This window comes from Mesorhizobium sp. M1006, from assembly GCF_040318825.1.
GTDB lineage: Bacteria > Pseudomonadota > Alphaproteobacteria > Rhizobiales > Rhizobiaceae > Mesorhizobium.
In genome coordinates this window covers 108,706-124,503 of the sequence record NZ_JAMYMZ010000001.1, presented here as the reverse complement: position 1 = coordinate 124,503, position 15,798 = coordinate 108,706, and the positions used below count along the sequence as shown (strand labels likewise).

Annotated in this window: 14 protein-coding genes and 1 tRNA gene; 13 read left to right on the top strand and 2 right to left on the bottom strand. The window is 62.4% G+C overall.

From position 1 onward, the window contains the following. Positions 1 to 14 precede the first annotated feature (14 nt). From nuoN to NKH60_RS00565, 8 genes are all read left to right on the top strand, one after another. On the top strand, positions 15 to 1,451 hold the full coding sequence (nuoN, locus tag NKH60_RS00600) for an NADH-quinone oxidoreductase subunit NuoN (RefSeq protein WP_352870854.1): 1,437 nt from the start codon (positions 15 to 17) through the stop codon (positions 1,449 to 1,451). A gap of 4 nt (positions 1,452 to 1,455) precedes the next feature. Beyond that, positions 1,456 to 2,277 (top strand): biotin--[acetyl-CoA-carboxylase] ligase, encoded by an 822-nt coding sequence (locus tag NKH60_RS00595; protein ID WP_352870852.1) that lies wholly within the window; start codon positions 1,456 to 1,458, stop codon positions 2,275 to 2,277. 119 nt (positions 2,278 to 2,396) lie between these two features. Next, positions 2,397 to 4,067: a ribonuclease J gene (locus NKH60_RS00590; protein ID WP_352831097.1), complete on the top strand. Its 1,671-nt coding sequence runs from the start codon at positions 2,397 to 2,399 to the stop codon at positions 4,065 to 4,067. Between the two features lie 120 nt (positions 4,068 to 4,187). Further along, entirely contained in the window at positions 4,188 to 4,592 is a 405-nt protein-coding gene (mce, locus tag NKH60_RS00585) for a methylmalonyl-CoA epimerase (protein WP_352539625.1), read from the top strand. After that, positions 4,589 to 4,873: a DUF1467 family protein gene (locus NKH60_RS00580; protein WP_352470241.1), complete on the top strand. Its 285-nt coding sequence runs from the start codon at positions 4,589 to 4,591 to the stop codon at positions 4,871 to 4,873. Before mce ends, NKH60_RS00580 begins: the two co-directional genes overlap by 4 nt. Positions 4,874 to 5,433: 560 nt before the next feature. Further along, positions 5,434 to 6,762: a proline--tRNA ligase gene (gene proS, locus NKH60_RS00575; protein ID WP_352539626.1), complete on the top strand. Its 1,329-nt coding sequence runs from the start codon at positions 5,434 to 5,436 to the stop codon at positions 6,760 to 6,762. Continuing rightward, positions 6,759 to 8,045, top strand: coding sequence for a lipoprotein-releasing ABC transporter permease subunit (locus tag NKH60_RS00570; RefSeq protein WP_352539627.1), 1,287 nt, complete (start codon positions 6,759 to 6,761; stop codon positions 8,043 to 8,045). The genes proS and NKH60_RS00570 overlap by 4 nt, the downstream gene beginning before the upstream one ends. After that, on the top strand, positions 8,042 to 8,725 hold the full coding sequence (locus NKH60_RS00565; protein ID WP_254818120.1) for an ABC transporter ATP-binding protein: 684 nt from the start codon (positions 8,042 to 8,044) through the stop codon (positions 8,723 to 8,725). Before NKH60_RS00570 ends, NKH60_RS00565 begins: the two co-directional genes overlap by 4 nt. Before the next feature lie 388 nt (positions 8,726 to 9,113). Here NKH60_RS00565 and lipB read toward each other — a convergent pair whose 3' ends face one another. Then, positions 9,114 to 9,857, bottom strand: a complete 744-nt coding sequence (gene lipB, locus NKH60_RS00560; RefSeq protein ID WP_352870848.1) for a lipoyl(octanoyl) transferase LipB — start codon at positions 9,855 to 9,857, stop codon at positions 9,114 to 9,116. 175 nt (positions 9,858 to 10,032) lie between these two features. Between lipB and NKH60_RS00555 the strand changes: the two genes are divergently transcribed. Further along, positions 10,033 to 10,117, top strand: a tRNA-Leu gene (locus tag NKH60_RS00555). A gap of 446 nt (positions 10,118 to 10,563) precedes the next feature. Continuing rightward, positions 10,564 to 11,631, top strand: a complete 1,068-nt coding sequence (locus NKH60_RS00550; protein WP_352831094.1) for a cyclic nucleotide-gated potassium channel — start codon at positions 10,564 to 10,566, stop codon at positions 11,629 to 11,631. Positions 11,632 to 11,952: 321 nt separating this feature from the next. On the opposite strand, the gene NKH60_RS00545 is transcribed toward NKH60_RS00550, so the two are convergent. Beyond that, positions 11,953 to 12,864: a phosphatase PAP2 family protein gene (locus NKH60_RS00545; protein ID WP_352870937.1), complete on the bottom strand. Its 912-nt coding sequence runs from the start codon at positions 12,862 to 12,864 to the stop codon at positions 11,953 to 11,955. A gap of 345 nt (positions 12,865 to 13,209) precedes the next feature. Between NKH60_RS00545 and NKH60_RS00540 the strand changes: the two genes are divergently transcribed. The 3 genes from NKH60_RS00540 (at position 13,210) to mgtE (ending at position 15,756) form a co-directional block, all read left to right on the top strand. Next, the gene (locus NKH60_RS00540) at positions 13,210 to 13,527 is read left to right on the top strand and encodes an ArsR/SmtB family transcription factor (protein ID WP_352831093.1); all 318 of its coding nucleotides are present in this window, start codon (positions 13,210 to 13,212) and stop codon (positions 13,525 to 13,527) included. Next, the gene (locus NKH60_RS00535) at positions 13,524 to 14,006 is read left to right on the top strand and encodes an SRPBCC family protein (RefSeq protein WP_352831091.1); all 483 of its coding nucleotides are present in this window, start codon (positions 13,524 to 13,526) and stop codon (positions 14,004 to 14,006) included. Before NKH60_RS00540 ends, NKH60_RS00535 begins: the two co-directional genes overlap by 4 nt. Positions 14,007 to 14,358: 352 nt before the next feature. Further along, positions 14,359 to 15,756 (top strand): magnesium transporter, encoded by a 1,398-nt coding sequence (gene mgtE, locus NKH60_RS00530; RefSeq protein WP_502894836.1) that lies wholly within the window; start codon positions 14,359 to 14,361, stop codon positions 15,754 to 15,756. The last annotated feature ends 42 nt before the right edge of the window (positions 15,757 to 15,798 follow it).

Genomic DNA, 15,798 nt, shown 5'->3' with positions numbered 1-15,798 from the left:
GGGGTTTGCGAACCATGACGCCGGACCTTCTCTCAAGCCTGTCGCTCTCGACGCCAGAGCTGATCCTCGCCATCGGCGCCTTGGCGCTGTTGATGCTCGGCGCCTATTCGCGCGCCAACACCACTGTCACGGTGAGCGGCCTTGCTGTTGCCGTGCTGGTGATCGCCGGCGCCTGGCTGATCTTTTCCCCAGGGCAGGGCAATGCCTATGGCGAAGCCTTCATCCAGGACCCATTCGCCCGCTTCATGAAGGTGCTGGCGCTGATCGGCTCGGCGGTGACGCTGGTCATGTCGGTCCGCTTTGCCCAGGCGGAGCGTTTCGACAAGTTCGAATATCCGGTGCTGATCCTGCTCTGCACGCTCGGCATGATGCTGATGATCTCGGCCAACGGCATGATCGGGCTCTATCTCGGCCTCGAGCTGCAATCGCTGGCGATCTACGTGCTGGCGGCGATCAACCGCGACAATCTGCGCTCGACCGAGGCTGGGCTGAAGTACTTCGTCCTTGGCGCGCTGTCGTCGGGCATGCTGCTTTACGGCATCTCGCTGGTCTACGGCTACACCGGCAACACCGGCTTCCAGGAGATCGCCGCGGCGCTGAGCGGCGGCGAGCGCCAGCTCGGCCTCGTCTTCGGCCTGGTTTTTGTGCTGGCCGGCCTTGCCTTCAAGATCTCGGCGGTGCCGTTCCATATGTGGACGCCCGACGTCTATGAAGGCGCGCCGACGCCGGTGACGGCTTTTCTGGCGGCGGCACCGAAGATGGCGGCGATGGCGCTGATGGTGCGCGTCACCATGGGCGCCTTCAAGCCGATCGCCGCCGACTGGCAGCAGATCATCGTCTTCATCTCGATCGCCTCGATGGCGCTTGGTGCCTTCGCGGCCATCGGCCAGACCAACATCAAACGGCTGATGGCCTATTCCTCCATCGGTCATATGGGTTATGCGCTGGTCGGCCTTGCCGCGAACAGCCAGGACGGCGTGCGCGGCGTCGCCATCTACATGCTGATCTATCTGGTGATGACGCTCGGCACCTTCGCCTTCATCCTCGCCATGCGGCGAAAGGAGGGCAATGTCGAGCAGATCAGCGATCTCGCTGGCCTGTCGGCGACCAATCCGATCATGGCGACGATCCTCACCATCCTGATGTTCTCGCTGGCCGGCATCCCGCCGCTCGCCGGCTTCTGGGGGAAATGGTACGTGTTCCTCGCCGCCATCAACGCCAACCTCTACGCGCTGGCGATCATCGGCGTGCTCGCGTCTGTGGTGGGCGCCTACTATTATCTGCGTATCATCAAGATCATGTGGTTCGACGAACCGGTCGGCGGCTTCGTGCCGATGGCGTCCGAACTGCGCGTCGTGCTCGGTGTCTGTGGCGCCTTCGTGCTGTTCTACGTGCTGATCGGCGGCCCGATCGGAACCTACGCCGCTGCCGCAGCCAAGACCTTCTTCTGACGGAATGACGTTCAGGCTGGCTCCAACCGCGGCTTCGGACGGGTTCCGGCTCGAGGCGCACGACACGGTCGGCTCCACCAACGCGCTGGCGCTGGAGCACGCACGGGCCGGCGATCCGGGCAAACTCTGGGTTGTCTCCAAAAAGCAGGAAGCGGGGCGTGGCCGCCGTGGCCGCGCCTGGGCGACGCCCGAGGGTAATCTGGCAGCGACGTTGCTGGTGATCACCAACACCGAGCTTCGGCTTGCCGCGACGCTCGGCTTCGTTGCTGGACTGGCGCTGGCCGACGCGCTCGACGCTGTCGTGCCGAAGGGCAGGATCGCGATCGGCCTCGATGGTGCGAGCCAAGGCAAAAACCGTTTCGAACTGAAATGGCCGAACGATGTGCTTGCCTCGGGCGCCAAGCTCGCCGGCATCCTGCTGGAATCGGCGATGCTGGATGGCGACCGTTCGGCGGTGGCTATCGGTATCGGCGTCAACGTGGTGGCATACCCTGAGGATTTGCCTTATCCAGCGACGTCGCTCAGCGCGCTGGGGTCTGCTTGCGATGCCGAGACGCTGTTTCTGGCGCTATCGGATGCCTGGAGCGAGAATGCGCGGCTGTGGAACGAAGGGCGTGGGCTTGCCGCCGTCAGGCGGCGGTGGCTGGCGCGTGCGGCGGGGCTTGGCGGGCAGGTTGCTGTCAGAATTGACGGTAATGTGGTGCGTGGCACCTTCGAGACCATTGACGAGGACTGCCGTTTCGTGATCCGCGACGATGAAGGTTCGGTTCTGACGATCGCCGCCGGCGACGTGCATTTCGGCGCGGTTGCCTCGGCCGGCGTTTGACCGGCCAATACGTTTGACTGGCCAGGTATTTGACCAGCTTGAATTTGACCGGCCGACAATTTTGACCGGCCCACAATTTTGACCGGCCCGCAATTTTGACCGGCAAGGAAGGAAAGACCATGGCGACAGCGGAAAACGCCGAACTTGTCTTCGTGCCGCTCGGCGGTGTCGGCGAGATCGGCATGAACTTTGCCCTCTACGGCTATGGACCGGCCAATGCGCGCGAATGGATCGTGGTCGACGTCGGCGTCACCTTTCCCGATGCAACCCTGCCCGGCGTCGACCTGGTTCTGCCCGACACACGCTTCATCGAGGAGAATGTCGCCAATCTGCGCGGCATCGTCATCACCCATGCGCATGAGGACCATTATGGCGCGCTCCACGACATCTGGCCGAAGCTCAAGACGCCGGTGTGGATGACGCCGTTCAGCGCCGGCCTGCTGGAAGCCAAGCGGCAGGGCGAGCAAGGGGCGCCGAAGATCCCGGTGACGATCTACCGGGCCGGCGAGAAATTCACCGTCGGCCCGTTCGAGATCGAGGCCATCCCTGTTGCGCACTCCATTCCCGAACCGATGTCGCTGGCGATCACGACGCCGGCCGGCGTCGTCATCCATACCGGCGACTGGAAGATCGATCCGGCGCCGACGGTCGGGCCGATGACCGACGAGGCGCGCTTCCGAGCCTATGGCGACAAGGGCGTGCTGGCGCTGGTCTGCGATTCCACCAATGCGATGCGGGAAGGGGAATCGCCGTCCGAAGTGGCGGTGGGCGAGGGCCTCAAGAGCGTCATCCAGAACGCCAACGGCCGGGTCGCCGTCACCAGCTTCTCCTCCAATGTCGGGCGTATCGTCTCCATCGCCAAGGCGGCGCGGGATGCCGGCCGCCAGTGCCTGGTGATTGGCCGCTCGATGAAGCGAGTCATCGATGTGGCTGATGAACTCGGCTATATGGACGGGTTGCCGGAATTCATCGCCGAGGAGGATTACGGCTTCATCCCGCGCGAAAACCTCGTCATCATCTGCACCGGCAGCCAGGGCGAGCCGCTTGCCGCACTTGCCAAGCTGTCGCGCGACGAGATGAAGTCGGTGGCGCTGACGGCCGGCGACACGGTGGTGTTTTCCTCGCGCACCATTCCCGGCAACGAGAAGGCGATCCTCGAAATCAAGAACCGCCTGATCGATCTCGGCATCAAGATCATCGAGGACGGCGATGCGCTGGTGCATGTCTCCGGCCATCCACGCCGCAGCGAATTGCGCAAGATGTATGAATGGGTGCGGCCGCAGATCGGCGTTCCCGTGCATGGCGAAGCGGCGCATCTGGTGGCGCAGGGCTCGCTGATGTCGACGTCCGGTATCGGCCAGGTCGCGCAGGTGCGCGACGGCGACATGCTCAGGCTGTATCCGGGTGCCGCCGCCATCATCGACCAGGTGCCGTTCGGCCGCATCTACAAGGATGGAAGGCTGATCGGCACCGACCAGGCGATGGGCATTCGCGACCGCCGCAAGCTGTCCTTTGCCGGCCATGTCGCCGTCAATGTCGTGCTCGACGACAAATACGAGCTTGCCGGCGATCCCGATCTGGTCGCCATCGGCGTCGCCGAGGCCGACGGCAGCGGTGAGAGCCTGGAAGACCTGATGATCGATGCGGCAATCGGCGCCGTGGACTCCATCCCCCGCCAGCGCCGAAAAGACCTCGACCTAGTCCAGGAGGCGGTGCGGCGCGCGGTGCGCGGCGCGGCCAACGAAGCCTGGGGCAAGAAGCCGCTGGTGACGGTGTTCGTCACAAGATGAGGGAGTAGGGGAGTATGGCAGTAGGGGAGTAGGGAAGAACAGATAGTTTGCACTCTCCAAACTTGTTTTTCGTACTCCCGTACTCCCCTATTCCCCTACTCCCCTAACCGGGAGCACTCTATGCTCGGACGCCTCAACCATGTCGCGCTTGCGGTGCCGGATCTGGCCGCGGCTGCGGCGGTCTATCGCGATACGCTTGGCGCGCGCGTGACCGCGCCGCAGGCGCTGCCGGAGCATGGCGTTACGGTGGTGTTCGTCGATGTCGGCAACACCAGGATCGAGTTGCTCGAGCCGCTCGGCGAAGCCTCGCCGATCGCCGCATTCCTCGCGAAGAATCCGTCCGGCGGCATGCACCATGTCTGCTATGAGGTGGATGACATTGTTGCGGCGCGCGACCGTCTCAAGGCCAGCGGCGCGTGCGTGCTCGGCGACGGCAATCCGAAGATCGGCGCACATGGCAAGCCGGTATTGTTTCTGCACCCCAAGGATTTCTTCGGCACGCTGGTCGAACTGGAGCAAGCATGAGTTGGGTTTCGTTTATCGCCCTGTTCTTCGCCACGTGGTGGGTGGTGTTGTTCGCCGTCCTGCCGTTCAGCATGCGGACGCAGGACGAGGATCGGGACGTGACGCTTGGCACGGTTCCGAGCGCACCGCGCGGACCGCACATGCTGCGCGCCGCGCTGCGCACGACGATCGCCACGCTGGTCCTCATGGGTATCTTCTACGGCATCACGAGAGGGCTTGGCCTCGGTATCGACGACATCCCGCACATCGTGCCGGATTTTAACCAGAGCCCAGCGCATTAGCCGGCTACCGATCGTGTCCGACTATCCCAGCCTAGCCGAGGCTCTGAAATCAAGCTGAGCCAGCAAGATCAACCCAAAGTAAAGGCCGGGGCGGGTTTGGGCTGACGCAACGTCATGTAGTTTGGTAATCCGTCGTGCTAACCAGATGATTGCACAAAAAAAATGCAAGGCGCGAGGCCTTGCAATTTAAACGCGTCCGATCTGTTTCCGGTGTCCGGCGGCAGCGAGTTACCGCGCCTAGATCGCATCCTCCCAAGACTTTGACCGCGTAGGAGGGCAGATTTTTCTCTACCCTCTCGGTTATGGGGGCACACTAGCCTAAGGCGGGTGAAAATGTCACGAAGAATTTTGCCCAGAAACAGGCAATCTCGTGCTGCAGTGCACAATAGTACGGCAGGCGTTGCTTGCGAAACGCCCAGCAAGCCGCGTGCGGCAATTGCGGCGCCTGTGCAGCGCCTGGGCCGGGTTTCCATTCCGCCATGAAATGGCTATGAAGCCGGGGCAAGCAAGCCTGCGCTGCGCCGATTCCGGCGCCGCCATCCTCTCTCACGGACCAGTTCATGCGTTTGTCGCGCTATTTCCTGCCCATCCTCAAAGAAAATCCGCGCGAGGCCGAGATCGTCTCGCATCGGCTGATGCTGCGCGCCGGCATGATCCGCCAGCAGGGGCAGGGCAGCTTTTCCTGGCTGCCGCTCGGCAAGCGGGTGCTGGACAAGGTCTGCCGGATCATTCGCGAGGAGCAGAATCGCGCCGGCGCACTCGAAATCCTGATGCCGACCATCCAATCGGCCGAGCTGTGGCGCGAAAGCGGCCGCTATGAAGACTACGGCAAGGAGATGCTGCGCATCAAGGACCGGCAAGACCGCGATATGCTCTACGGGCCGACCAACGAGGAGATGGTCACCGAGATCTTCCGCTCCTATGTCAAGTCCTACAAGGACCTGCCGCTCAACCTCTATCACATCCAGTGGAAGTTTCGCGACGAGGTGCGCCCGCGCTTCGGCGTCATGCGTTCGCGCGAGTTCCTGATGAAGGACGCCTATTCCTTCGACCTCGATTATGAAGGCGCCAAGGCCGCCTATAACCGCATGTTCGTTTCCTATCTCAGGACGTTTACGCGCATGGGGCTGCAGGCCATCCCGATGCGCGCCGACACCGGGCCGATCGGCGGCGACCTCAGCCATGAGTTCATCATCCTGGCCGACACCGGCGAGAGCCAGGTGTTCTGCCATCGCGATTATCTTTCGCTGGCAGTGCCCGGCGCAGACACTGATTTTTCGAACGACGCCGAGATCGGCGGCATCGTCACGACGTGGACGACGCCCTATGCCGCCACCGACGAGATGCATGACGAGGCGGCGTGGGAGAAGGTGCCCGCGAGCGACCGGGTCTCGGCGCGCGGCATCGAGGTTGGGCATATCTTCCATTTCGGCGACAAATATTCCAAGCCGATGGGCGCCAAGGTGACCGGGCCGGACGGCAAGGATCATTTCGTTTCTGGCGGTTCCTACGGAATCGGCCCGTCCAGGCTGGTCGCGGCGATCATCGAGGCCAGCCATGACGATAACGGCATCATCTGGCCGGAGGCGGTGGCACCGTTCGATGTCGGCCTGATCAACATGAAGGCTGGCGATGCCGAATGCGACCGCGTCTGCGGCGAGCTGAATGCCGCCTTTGCCGCCGCCGGCAAGGAGGTGCTCTACGACGACACCGACCAGCGGCCGGGCGGCAAGTTCGCCACCGCCGACCTGATCGGGCTCCCGTGGCAGGTGATCGTCGGGCCGCGTGGTGTCGCCGCCGGCGAGGTCGAGATCAAGAACCGCAGGACCGGCGAGCGCGAGACGCTGCCGATCGGCGACGTGAAAAAGCGTTTCGGTGCCGCCGCATGAACGAAGCGGCGGCAGCAAGACCACCGGGCGCCGGGCCTTTTTCCGGCTTCGAACGCTTGGTGGCGTGGCGCTATCTGCGCTCGCGTCGCAAGGAGACGGTGATCTCGGTGATCGCCTCGATCTCCTTCCTCGGCATCATGCTGGGCGTCGCCACGCTGATCGTCGTCATGGCAGTCATGAACGGCTTTCGCGCCGAACTGCTGACGCGCATCCTAGGCGTCAACGGGCACCTGATCGTGCAGCCGCTCGACATGCCGCTGGAGGACTATGCCCAGGTCGCTGGCCGCATCAACGGCGTGCCCGGCGTCAAATACGCCATCCCGCTGATCGACGGGCAGGTGCTGGCGCAAGGCAATGTCGGCGGCGGCACCGGCGCGCTGGTGCGCGGCATACGCGGCGAGGATCTCGGCAAGATCACCATCGTCGCCAACAACATCAAGGAGGGCTCGATCGTCGGCTTCGACACCGGCGAAGGCGTCGCCATCGGCAGCCGCATGGCCGAAAATCTCGGCCTTGTGCTCGGCGATACCATCACGCTGATCTCGCCCGAGGGCGACATCACGCCGCTCGGCACGACGCCGCGTATGAAAGGCTATCCGATAACCGCGATCTTCGAGGTCGGCATGTCGGAATATGACAGTTCCATCGTCTACATGCCGTTTTCCGAAGCGCAGCTTTACTTCAACATGGACGGAAGGGCGCAGACGATCGAGATCTACGCCGACAATCCCGACAATATCGACGCGCTGAAGCCGAAGGTCGAAGAGGCGGCGCAGCGGCCGATCAGCCTTGTCGATTGGCGGGAGCGTAACAAGACGTTCTTCGACGCGCTGCAGGTCGAGCGCAACGTCATGTTCATGATCCTGACGCTGATCGTGCTGGTGGCGGCGCTCAACATCATTTCGGGCCTGATCATGCTGGTGAAGGACAAGGGCCACGACATCGCCATCCTGCGCACCATGGGCGCCACGCGCGGCGCGATCCTGCGCATCTTCCTGATGACCGGGGCTGCGATCGGCGTTGTCGGCACTATCGCCGGCGTGCTGCTCGGCATCGTGATCTGCCTCAACGTCGAGCGCATCCGCCAGTTCTTCTCCTGGCTGGCCAACGAGCGGCTGTTCAATCCCGAGCTTTATTTCCTGAGCCAGCTGCCGGCCCGCATGGATGCCAGCGAGACGATCTCGGTCGTTCTCATGGCTTTGGCGCTGTCATTCCTGGCGACACTGTTTCCGGCATGGCGCGCTGCCAGGCTCGATCCGGTCGAAGCGCTGAGGTACGAATGATGGCCGAGGCCATTATCGAGCTGAAGAGCGTCGAACGCCACTATGTACAGGGGCCGCGCAAGCTGACCATCCTGAACGGCGCCGATTTTTCGCTGAAGCGTGGCGAGATGGTGGCGCTTGTGGCGCCGTCGGGCACCGGCAAGTCGACGCTGCTCCACACTGCCGGGCTGCTGGAGCGACCGGACGCCGGCGACGTGATCCTGGCGGGGCGCGCCTGCGGCCGGCTTTCCGACGACGAACGCACGGCGATCCGCCGCAACGATGTCGGCTTCGTCTACCAGTTCCATCATTTGTTGCCTGAGTTTTCTGCGCTGGAAAACATCATGATGCCGCAGCTGATAAAAGGGCTGCCGCGCAAGGAGGCGGCCGAGCGGGCGGCGCAATTGCTCGACTATATGCAGATCGGCAAGCGCGCGCAGCATCGTCCTTCCGAGCTCTCCGGCGGCGAGCAGCAGCGCGTCGCCATTGCGCGTGCCGTCGCCAATGCGCCGCTGGTGCTTTTGGCCGACGAGCCGACCGGCAATCTCGACCCGGTGACCGCTTCCTATGTGTTCGAGGCGCTGGCAGCGCTGGTCCGGCAATCGGGCCTGGCGGCGCTCATCGCCACCCACAATCACGAGCTCGCCTCGCGCATGGACCGCCGCGTGACGCTCGCCGACGGCAAGGTCGTGCCGCTTTAGGGTGCGCTGCAATTGAGGCGATGACGGCCTGCGAGCTGCCGTGCGCCGTCCCGCCGCCTTTCGCGCGCCTGTCGGCCGCGAAACGCTCGGCATTTCCCTCTCAACCCTTTCTTAACCCTGTCGAATTGACCGGGCGCAAATTCCGGTGACGTCCGGACTGCGATCGTTGACATTCGAACAAAATTAGAACAAAATACGAACATACTAACAACAGGAGAGAGTTATGACCGATCTTGTTCAGGATGTCGTCTCGCTGGTGTGCATGAGCACGTTCCTCATTTCCATGGCAATCTGGATCGGCGCGATGTGAGAATTGAGCTCAAGGGCGGGCTTGATGCTGATGAGCGAGGGCCGCCTTCGCATAGTGGCGCAGCATTGAGCGAGTGTTTCAGCCGGCCTTGCGGGACACTTCGACAGGCGACACCGCGGCGGGCCCGAACACGTCCTCGAAAGCGGATTTCAGCGCCAGGTCGAGGTCGGCCATGGTCACGGGAAGGCCGAGGTCGACAAGGCTGGTGACGCCGTGATCCTGGACGCCGCACGGCACGATGCCGCTGAAATGGCTAAGGTCCGGCTCGATATTGATGGCGATGCCGTGAAAGCTCACCCAGCGCCTCAGCCTGATGCCGATGGCGGCGATCTTGTCCTCGGCCGCCGAGCCGTCGGGCAAAGCGGGGCGGTCCGGCCGAACCACCCAGACGCCGACGCGGTCCTCGCGGCGTTCGCCGCGTACGTTGAAGGCGGCCAGCGAGCCGATGATCCATTGTTCGAGTGCGGCGACGAAGGCGCGGACATCCTGGCGCCGCCGCTTCAGGTCGAGCATGACGTAGGCGACGCGCTGGCCCGGCCCATGATAGGTGTATTCGCCGCCACGCCCGGCGGCAAAGACCGGGAAACGGTCCGGCTCGATCAGGTCCTCGATGCGGGCGCTGGTGCCGGCGGTGTAGAGCGGCGGGTGCTCGACCAGCCAGACCATCTCACCGGCGGCGCCGCTGCGGATTGCCTCGGCGCGCGCCTCCATCACGGCGAGCGCATCGGGATAGGCGGTGAGCCCCGGCTCGATGCGCCATTCGACCGGCGCCGAGCCGGGCAAGGGCAGGAACGACGTGGCGATCTGGCTGCGTTCTGTCATGATATCTCGTCTCGCCACTCATATGGCGGCAATCGGTACAAACGTCCAGTTCCGGCACGTTCGGCCCTTGAACAGTTATGCCGATGTCCGGCCGATTATTGCTGGCCGCGCACTTGTTTCACCGGAAACGATTTGCTACACGCCGCGGGCCGGTTGGTTCCGGCTCCTACCACGTGCGGTCGTGGCGGAATTGGTAGACGCGCAGCGTTGAGGTCGCTGTGGGGCAACCCGTGGAAGTTCGAGTCTTCTCGACCGCACCATCAAATTCGAAAGCGGAATCTCTTACACGTTGAATTCGAGCACGGCGGGGAGCGTCCTTGTCGGGGCACGTGCCCTTTGCCTGATTACGATCGCGAGTTTTGCCCATGCGAAGAGGCCATCGGGCCATCTATTGATAGGCGCACATGATTATTCGCGCACCAAGCGTCCGATTGCCCACCGGATCACAAATACAACAACGATCGGTACGTAGCCGTCCACGGCATAGTGGCAGCCAGTGTACACCGATCCGTACAGGATCAGGCCTGTAAAGGTCCAACCGAGAACGAGCCGGCGCTGGGTGTGGTTCGAGGGCCAGCTCGATCTCGACGCTGATCGGATGGTTCATGGCCTATGGTCCAGCGACGATCGCAGCGAAAATAAGCACCTTTGCGCTTGCCTTGAAGGCATCCTATTCTGGCGGGTAGTATCCGCTCGTGGGCATAGAATGTCGGTACTGCCTTTCTTAAGAATTTACGCGCTGCTCAACGCGGTGCTGGCTGCGACTGGGCTTGTGGCGGTGGCTACGCTCACGATACCGGACATGCCCGGACGAAGCAGACTGGCTTTGGCTGCCGTGCTCGCGGTCATTTGGGGTGTCTATCTCCTGGAATTGGCGGAGAAACTGCTCAAGCGCCGGGCGGGAGACGTTCGGGACAGGACGCCGGCAATCGCCATTGATGTGCTCGCGGTTTTGGTTCCACTCGCCGCATTTCTGCTCGTCGGCACGCCTGACCGGAGCCTCTACTGTGCTGTCTGGCTGCTGAAACCGCTGCGCGATTCAACGTTCTTCCCGCTGCTGGGCAGAATCCTGACCAACGAAGCGCGCAACCTGATCGGCGTCGCCACGGTCTTCGGCATCGTTCTTTTCGGTTTTGCGCTCGCAGCCTATGTCATCGAGCGCGACGTCCAACCGCAACAGTTCGGCAGCATCCCCCAGGCAATGTGGTGGGCGGTGGTCACGCTGTCCACCACCGGCTATGGCGACGCTATTCCGGAAAGCTTCGCCGGCCGCGTCCTTGCCGGGGCGGTCATGATGAGTGGCATCGGCATCTTCGCGCTCTGGGCTGGCATTCTTGCCACCGGCTTTTATCAAGAAGTCCGTCGCGAGGATTTCGTCCGCAATTGGCAATTGGTCGCCGCCGTGCCGTTGTTTCAGAAGCTCGGCCCGGCCACGCTAGTCGAGATCGTGCGCGCATTGCGACCTCGCATCGTGCCGGCGGGCGCTGTGATCTGCCGCAATGGCGAGACCGGTGACCAGATGTTCTTCGTCGTGGAGGGGCGCGTCAGCGTCGCGACGCCGAACCCGGTGGATCTGGGCCCTGGCGCCTTCTTCGGCGAGATGGCGCTGATCACCGGCGAACCGCGCTCGGCGACCGTCAGCGCCACAACGGTGGTCTCACTCCTGTCGCTACACTCGGCGGATTTCCAGATGCTGTGCAGCAGCAGCCCGGAGATCGCAGAAACCATCCGCAAGACCGCGCTCGAGCGGCGCGGCGCGGCACCTAAGGCTTGACCGTACTAGGTGTTCGTCAGAGGAGGATGCGATGGCAAGGCTGCCAGCTGCCTGCCGATGGTGGCTGGCTGGAACTACATGCTTTGCCGCTGTCGAACCACCCTCAATACAAATCGCCATGGAATCGTAGAAAAATGCTTTAAAATCAACGCGGCATCTCGACCGCACCATTAAATTCGAAAGCGGATTCTCTTGCCCGTTGAATTCGAGCACGGCAGGGAGTTGTCGGGGCACGTGCTTTTTGCCTGATTGCGGTCGCCAGTTTGGCTTATGCGAAGTGGCCATCGGCGGGCATGGCCATCTATCGACAAGCGCACATAACTATTCGCGCACCAGGCGTCCGGTCGCCCACCAGATCACCGACACAACAACGATCGATGCGTAGCCGTCCACGGCATAGTGCCAGCCAGTGAACACCGATCCGTACAGGATCAGGGCTGCAAAGGTCCAACCCAGAACGCCAAGCCAGCGATTGATCGATGACAGCAAATAGGCGTTCAATGCGGCAAAGGCGACATGCATGCTTGGCATGGCCGAGATGCCGCCGCCAAGACTTGGCCGGCCGCTTTGGTAAGCCATCAGGAGATATGCCGCGGGTTCCCGCACCATGTAACTATGGTCCAGCCTGTCCAGGGCCGCATTCAATCCGTGGAAGCGATCCACGCCGACAAAGTGGTGGTAGTAAACCGGTCCGACCGATGCCAGCGCCAGGGCCAAGACCGTTCCGAGGACGGACAACGTCAGCGCTGCTGCGCAGAGATAGCGGATGCGGGCAATCTCGTCCGACCAGAGCGACACGAAAAGGATGGCGCCGAACCACTGGTAAAACCAAATGACTTCATAACTGTTGAAGACGACGAACGACCAATTGTTGCTGTCGAGCTTATGGACGATCTCCCATGGCGGCATCCCGTGCAGCCATTCATCAGCGTCGGCCAACCAGTTGTCGGCATAGTAAGGGACGACGGACGGGATGGCGATCTTGTAGGTAGAGAACGCGGTCAAGCTGGCAAAGAAGAACAGCAGCACCAGCAGGCAACCGCGCCAGCGCCCTTGAACCAAATCCAGTGCGTAGCGAACCGGTTGCCGCCGGCCATGGACTAGCGCGGCACAGCAGACGCCACCGATAAACAACACCGGAATGCCAACAAGAAATTTGTGAGAATAGATTAAGGCTGACGTATAGAATACTTCTGGATATAGTGCAGATGCGCCTAAAACGTATGTCGCCATGAACAAGGAGAGGCGCAATTGCCATATGGCGGAGGGCCTGTAGCGAGAGGCTTCCGTGGTTAGGGCCAAACCAATTTACCTGTTCTTAACGTTTCGCCGGAGAGACACATACACCGGTAAGGTAAAAACCTTGCCGCCAGGTTTACTTTTCACCGGTGGTCGACATTTGCCGGCCGGCCCGCATGCGGTGGATCGATTCCCTGAGCAGTCTTGCATCCGCATCGCTGTCCATGCCCCCGAGTCAAGGAATTGCCCCGGAGCCTCGGGGCCGAGCCGGCCGGTTGCTTGAACACGGTCCACCGCTCCCTCAGTTGACATATCATAAGTTTTAGCTTATCATAAGTCATGATTTATGATTATGCAGGAATGGTGGCCTTGTCCGATCCGACGCGCCGAAAGGTGTTCGAGCTCATCGCCGATCGGCCACGCTCGGTCATCGATCTGACGCGAGTGCTTCCGGTCTCGCAGCCGGCGGTATCGCAGCACCTCAAGGTCTTGAAGGAAGCCCGGCTGGTCCGCGCAGAGCCGAAAGGTGCCAGCAACATCTATCATCTCGACCCGCATGGGCTCGGCGAGATGCGCGCCTGGCTTGACCGCATGTGGGGCGATGCGCTCGACGCCTTCAAACGGGAAGTCGACAACAGCAAGGAGAACAGGAAATGACGACCATGATCAAGCCCGCGCCGGTCAGGAAGTCGGTGACGGTGGAGGTGCCGCTCGACAAGGCATTCGATGTGTTCACCACAGGATTCGGGCGCTGGTGGCCGGCTTCGCACTCGATCGGCAAATCCGCCCTGACGACCGCGGTGATCGAACCGAAAGCCGGCGGCCGCTGGTACGAGATCGGCGAGGATGGGTCACAATGCGATTGGGGCGAGGTTCTCGCCTGGGATCCGCCATCGAGGCTGACGCTCGCCTGGCGCATTGGAGCCGGCTGGCGCTACAATCCGGCATTGCTGACCGAAGTCGAGATCCGCTTTGTCGCGCTCGGCGAGAACGCGACGCGCGTGGAACTCGAGCACAGGCTTCTGGAGAACATGGGCGAAACCGCAGAGGCGATGCGCGAGGCCTTCGAATCGGAGGGTGGCTGGAGCGGTCTCCTGGACCGCTATGCGGCTGAGGCCAAGGGCCACGCCGCCTGATCGGGAAGCCGTTAAGTCCAATATCCAGCGAGGCCGTCGCACCGTCGGCCTCGCCGTTTTTGAATCAGTGTCGATCTGCCCATCTGGTTGACCGGGGCGGGGGAGATACGCTGCCCTTTACCTGCCGGCGCAAAGGTTTGCAGCGCCGCAGGTTTGTAGAACGTCCTCTCCTCCTACCATCCGGTATGCGCCGCGTCGTTTGGACGCGCGAACGGCGCTGTAGCAATTTGTCGTTGTGCATGGTCCTTTCGCAAAATCGATTCCGATTGTCAGGATCATGGTCTAGACCTGACAGGCACCTTATCCGGAAATCCGATGGCGGGAGGCGCTGGTGGAAGGCCAGGACGAACAGATGACCGGCGCCAGGGCGGCCGAGGAGCGCCGCGCCGACATCTATGACGAGGACGGCGTCATCCTGTCGTCGTTCCTCGCCCAGATCGGTGCCGCGATCGCCGATCGCGATACGCTGACGCTGAAGCGCGAAGTCGACGATCTGCACCAGTCGGAACTCGGCCACCTGCTCGAGGCCCTGCACCCGGAACAGCGACGCGCGCTGGTCGAATTGCTGGGCAAGGATTTCGATTTTTCCGCGCTGACCGAGGTTGACGAGGCGATCCGCCGCGACATCGTCGACAGTCTGCCCAATGCGCAGATCGCCCAGGCGGTGCAGGAGCTCGATTCCGACGACGCCGTTTACATTCTCGAGGATCTCGACCAGGAGGACCAGGACGAGATCCTGTCGCGGCTGCCGTTCACCGAGCGGATCAGGCTGCGGCGTTCGCTTGACTATCCCGAAGAGACCGCCGGCCGCCGCATGCAAACGGAGTTCGTCGCGGTGCCGCCGTTCTGGACGATCGGCCAGACCATCGACTACATGCGCGAGGACAACAATCTTCCCGACCGTTTCAGCCAGATCTTCGTCATCGATCCGAGCTTTAAGCTGCTCGGCGCCATCGACCTCGACCAGATCCTGCGTACCAAGCGCTCGGTCAAGGTCGAAGAGGTCATGCATGAGACCAGGCATGCCATCCCGGCCACCATGGACCAGGAGGAGGCGGCACGCGAATTCGAACAATACGATCTTCTGTCCGCCGCCGTCGTCGACGAGAACGAGCGGCTGGTCGGCGTGCTGACCATCGACGACGTCGTCGACGTCATCCAGCAGGAGGCCGAGGAAGATCTGCTGCGCATGGGCGGCGTCGGCGACGAAGAACTCTCGGACAGCATCTTTTCGACCTCGCGCTCGCGCGTACCCTGGCTGCTGGTCAATCTTTTGACGGCTTTCCTGGCGGCCTCGGTGATCGGCCTGTTCGACCGCACCATCGAGCATATCGTGGCGCTGGCGGTGCTGATGCCGATCGTCGCCGGCATGGGCGGCAATGCCGGCTCGCAGACCATGACGGTCACGGTGCGGGCGCTGGCGACCAGGGACCTCGACATCTACAATGCCGGCCGCATCATCCGCCGCGAAATCGGGGTGGGCTTCATCAACGGCATCATCTTTGCCATCCTGATCGGCCTCGTCGCTGCTGCCTGGTTCCACGATCGCAATCTCGGCGGCATCATTGCGGCTGCGATGATCATCAATATGTTCGTGGCGGCTCTGGCGGGCATCCTTATCCCGCTGCTGCTCGACCGCTTCAAGATCGATCCGGCTGTGGCTTCGGCGGTTTTCGTCACCACGGTCACCGATGTCGTCGGTTTCTTTGCCTTTCTCGGGCTCGCCACATGGTGGTTCGGCGTGCGCTGAACGTCACCTCAATTGACTTTTACGTAAATGCCATGCGAGGCT

Excerpts from the sequence above, each read along its gene's own strand:
- lipB (WP_352870848.1), bottom strand. The coding sequence starts at position 9,857 with ATGACAGAACGCAGCCAGATCGCCACGTCGTTCCTGCCCTTGCCCGGC.
- mce (WP_352539625.1), top strand. The coding sequence starts at position 4,188 with ATGCTCGGACGCCTCAACCATGTCGCGCTTGCGGTGCCGGATCTGGCC.
- NKH60_RS00595 (WP_352870852.1), top strand. The coding sequence starts at position 1,456 with ATGACGTTCAGGCTGGCTCCAACCGCGGCTTCGGACGGGTTCCGGCTC.
- NKH60_RS00535 (WP_352831091.1), top strand. The coding sequence starts at position 13,524 with ATGACGACCATGATCAAGCCCGCGCCGGTCAGGAAGTCGGTGACGGTG.
- mgtE (WP_502894836.1), top strand. The coding sequence starts at position 14,359 with ATGACCGGCGCCAGGGCGGCCGAGGAGCGCCGCGCCGACATCTATGAC.
- NKH60_RS00580 (WP_352470241.1), top strand. The coding sequence starts at position 4,589 with ATGAGTTGGGTTTCGTTTATCGCCCTGTTCTTCGCCACGTGGTGGGTG.
- NKH60_RS00550 (WP_352831094.1), top strand. The coding sequence starts at position 10,564 with ATGTCGGTACTGCCTTTCTTAAGAATTTACGCGCTGCTCAACGCGGTG.
- proS (WP_352539626.1), top strand. The coding sequence starts at position 5,434 with ATGCGTTTGTCGCGCTATTTCCTGCCCATCCTCAAAGAAAATCCGCGC.
- NKH60_RS00545 (WP_352870937.1), bottom strand. The coding sequence starts at position 12,864 with ATGGCGACATACGTTTTAGGCGCATCTGCACTATATCCAGAAGTATTC.
- NKH60_RS00565 (WP_254818120.1), top strand. The coding sequence starts at position 8,042 with ATGATGGCCGAGGCCATTATCGAGCTGAAGAGCGTCGAACGCCACTAT.
- NKH60_RS00590 (WP_352831097.1), top strand. The coding sequence starts at position 2,397 with ATGGCGACAGCGGAAAACGCCGAACTTGTCTTCGTGCCGCTCGGCGGT.
- nuoN (WP_352870854.1), top strand. The coding sequence starts at position 15 with ATGACGCCGGACCTTCTCTCAAGCCTGTCGCTCTCGACGCCAGAGCTG.
- NKH60_RS00540 (WP_352831093.1), top strand. The coding sequence starts at position 13,210 with ATGATTTATGATTATGCAGGAATGGTGGCCTTGTCCGATCCGACGCGC.
- NKH60_RS00570 (WP_352539627.1), top strand. The coding sequence starts at position 6,759 with ATGAACGAAGCGGCGGCAGCAAGACCACCGGGCGCCGGGCCTTTTTCC.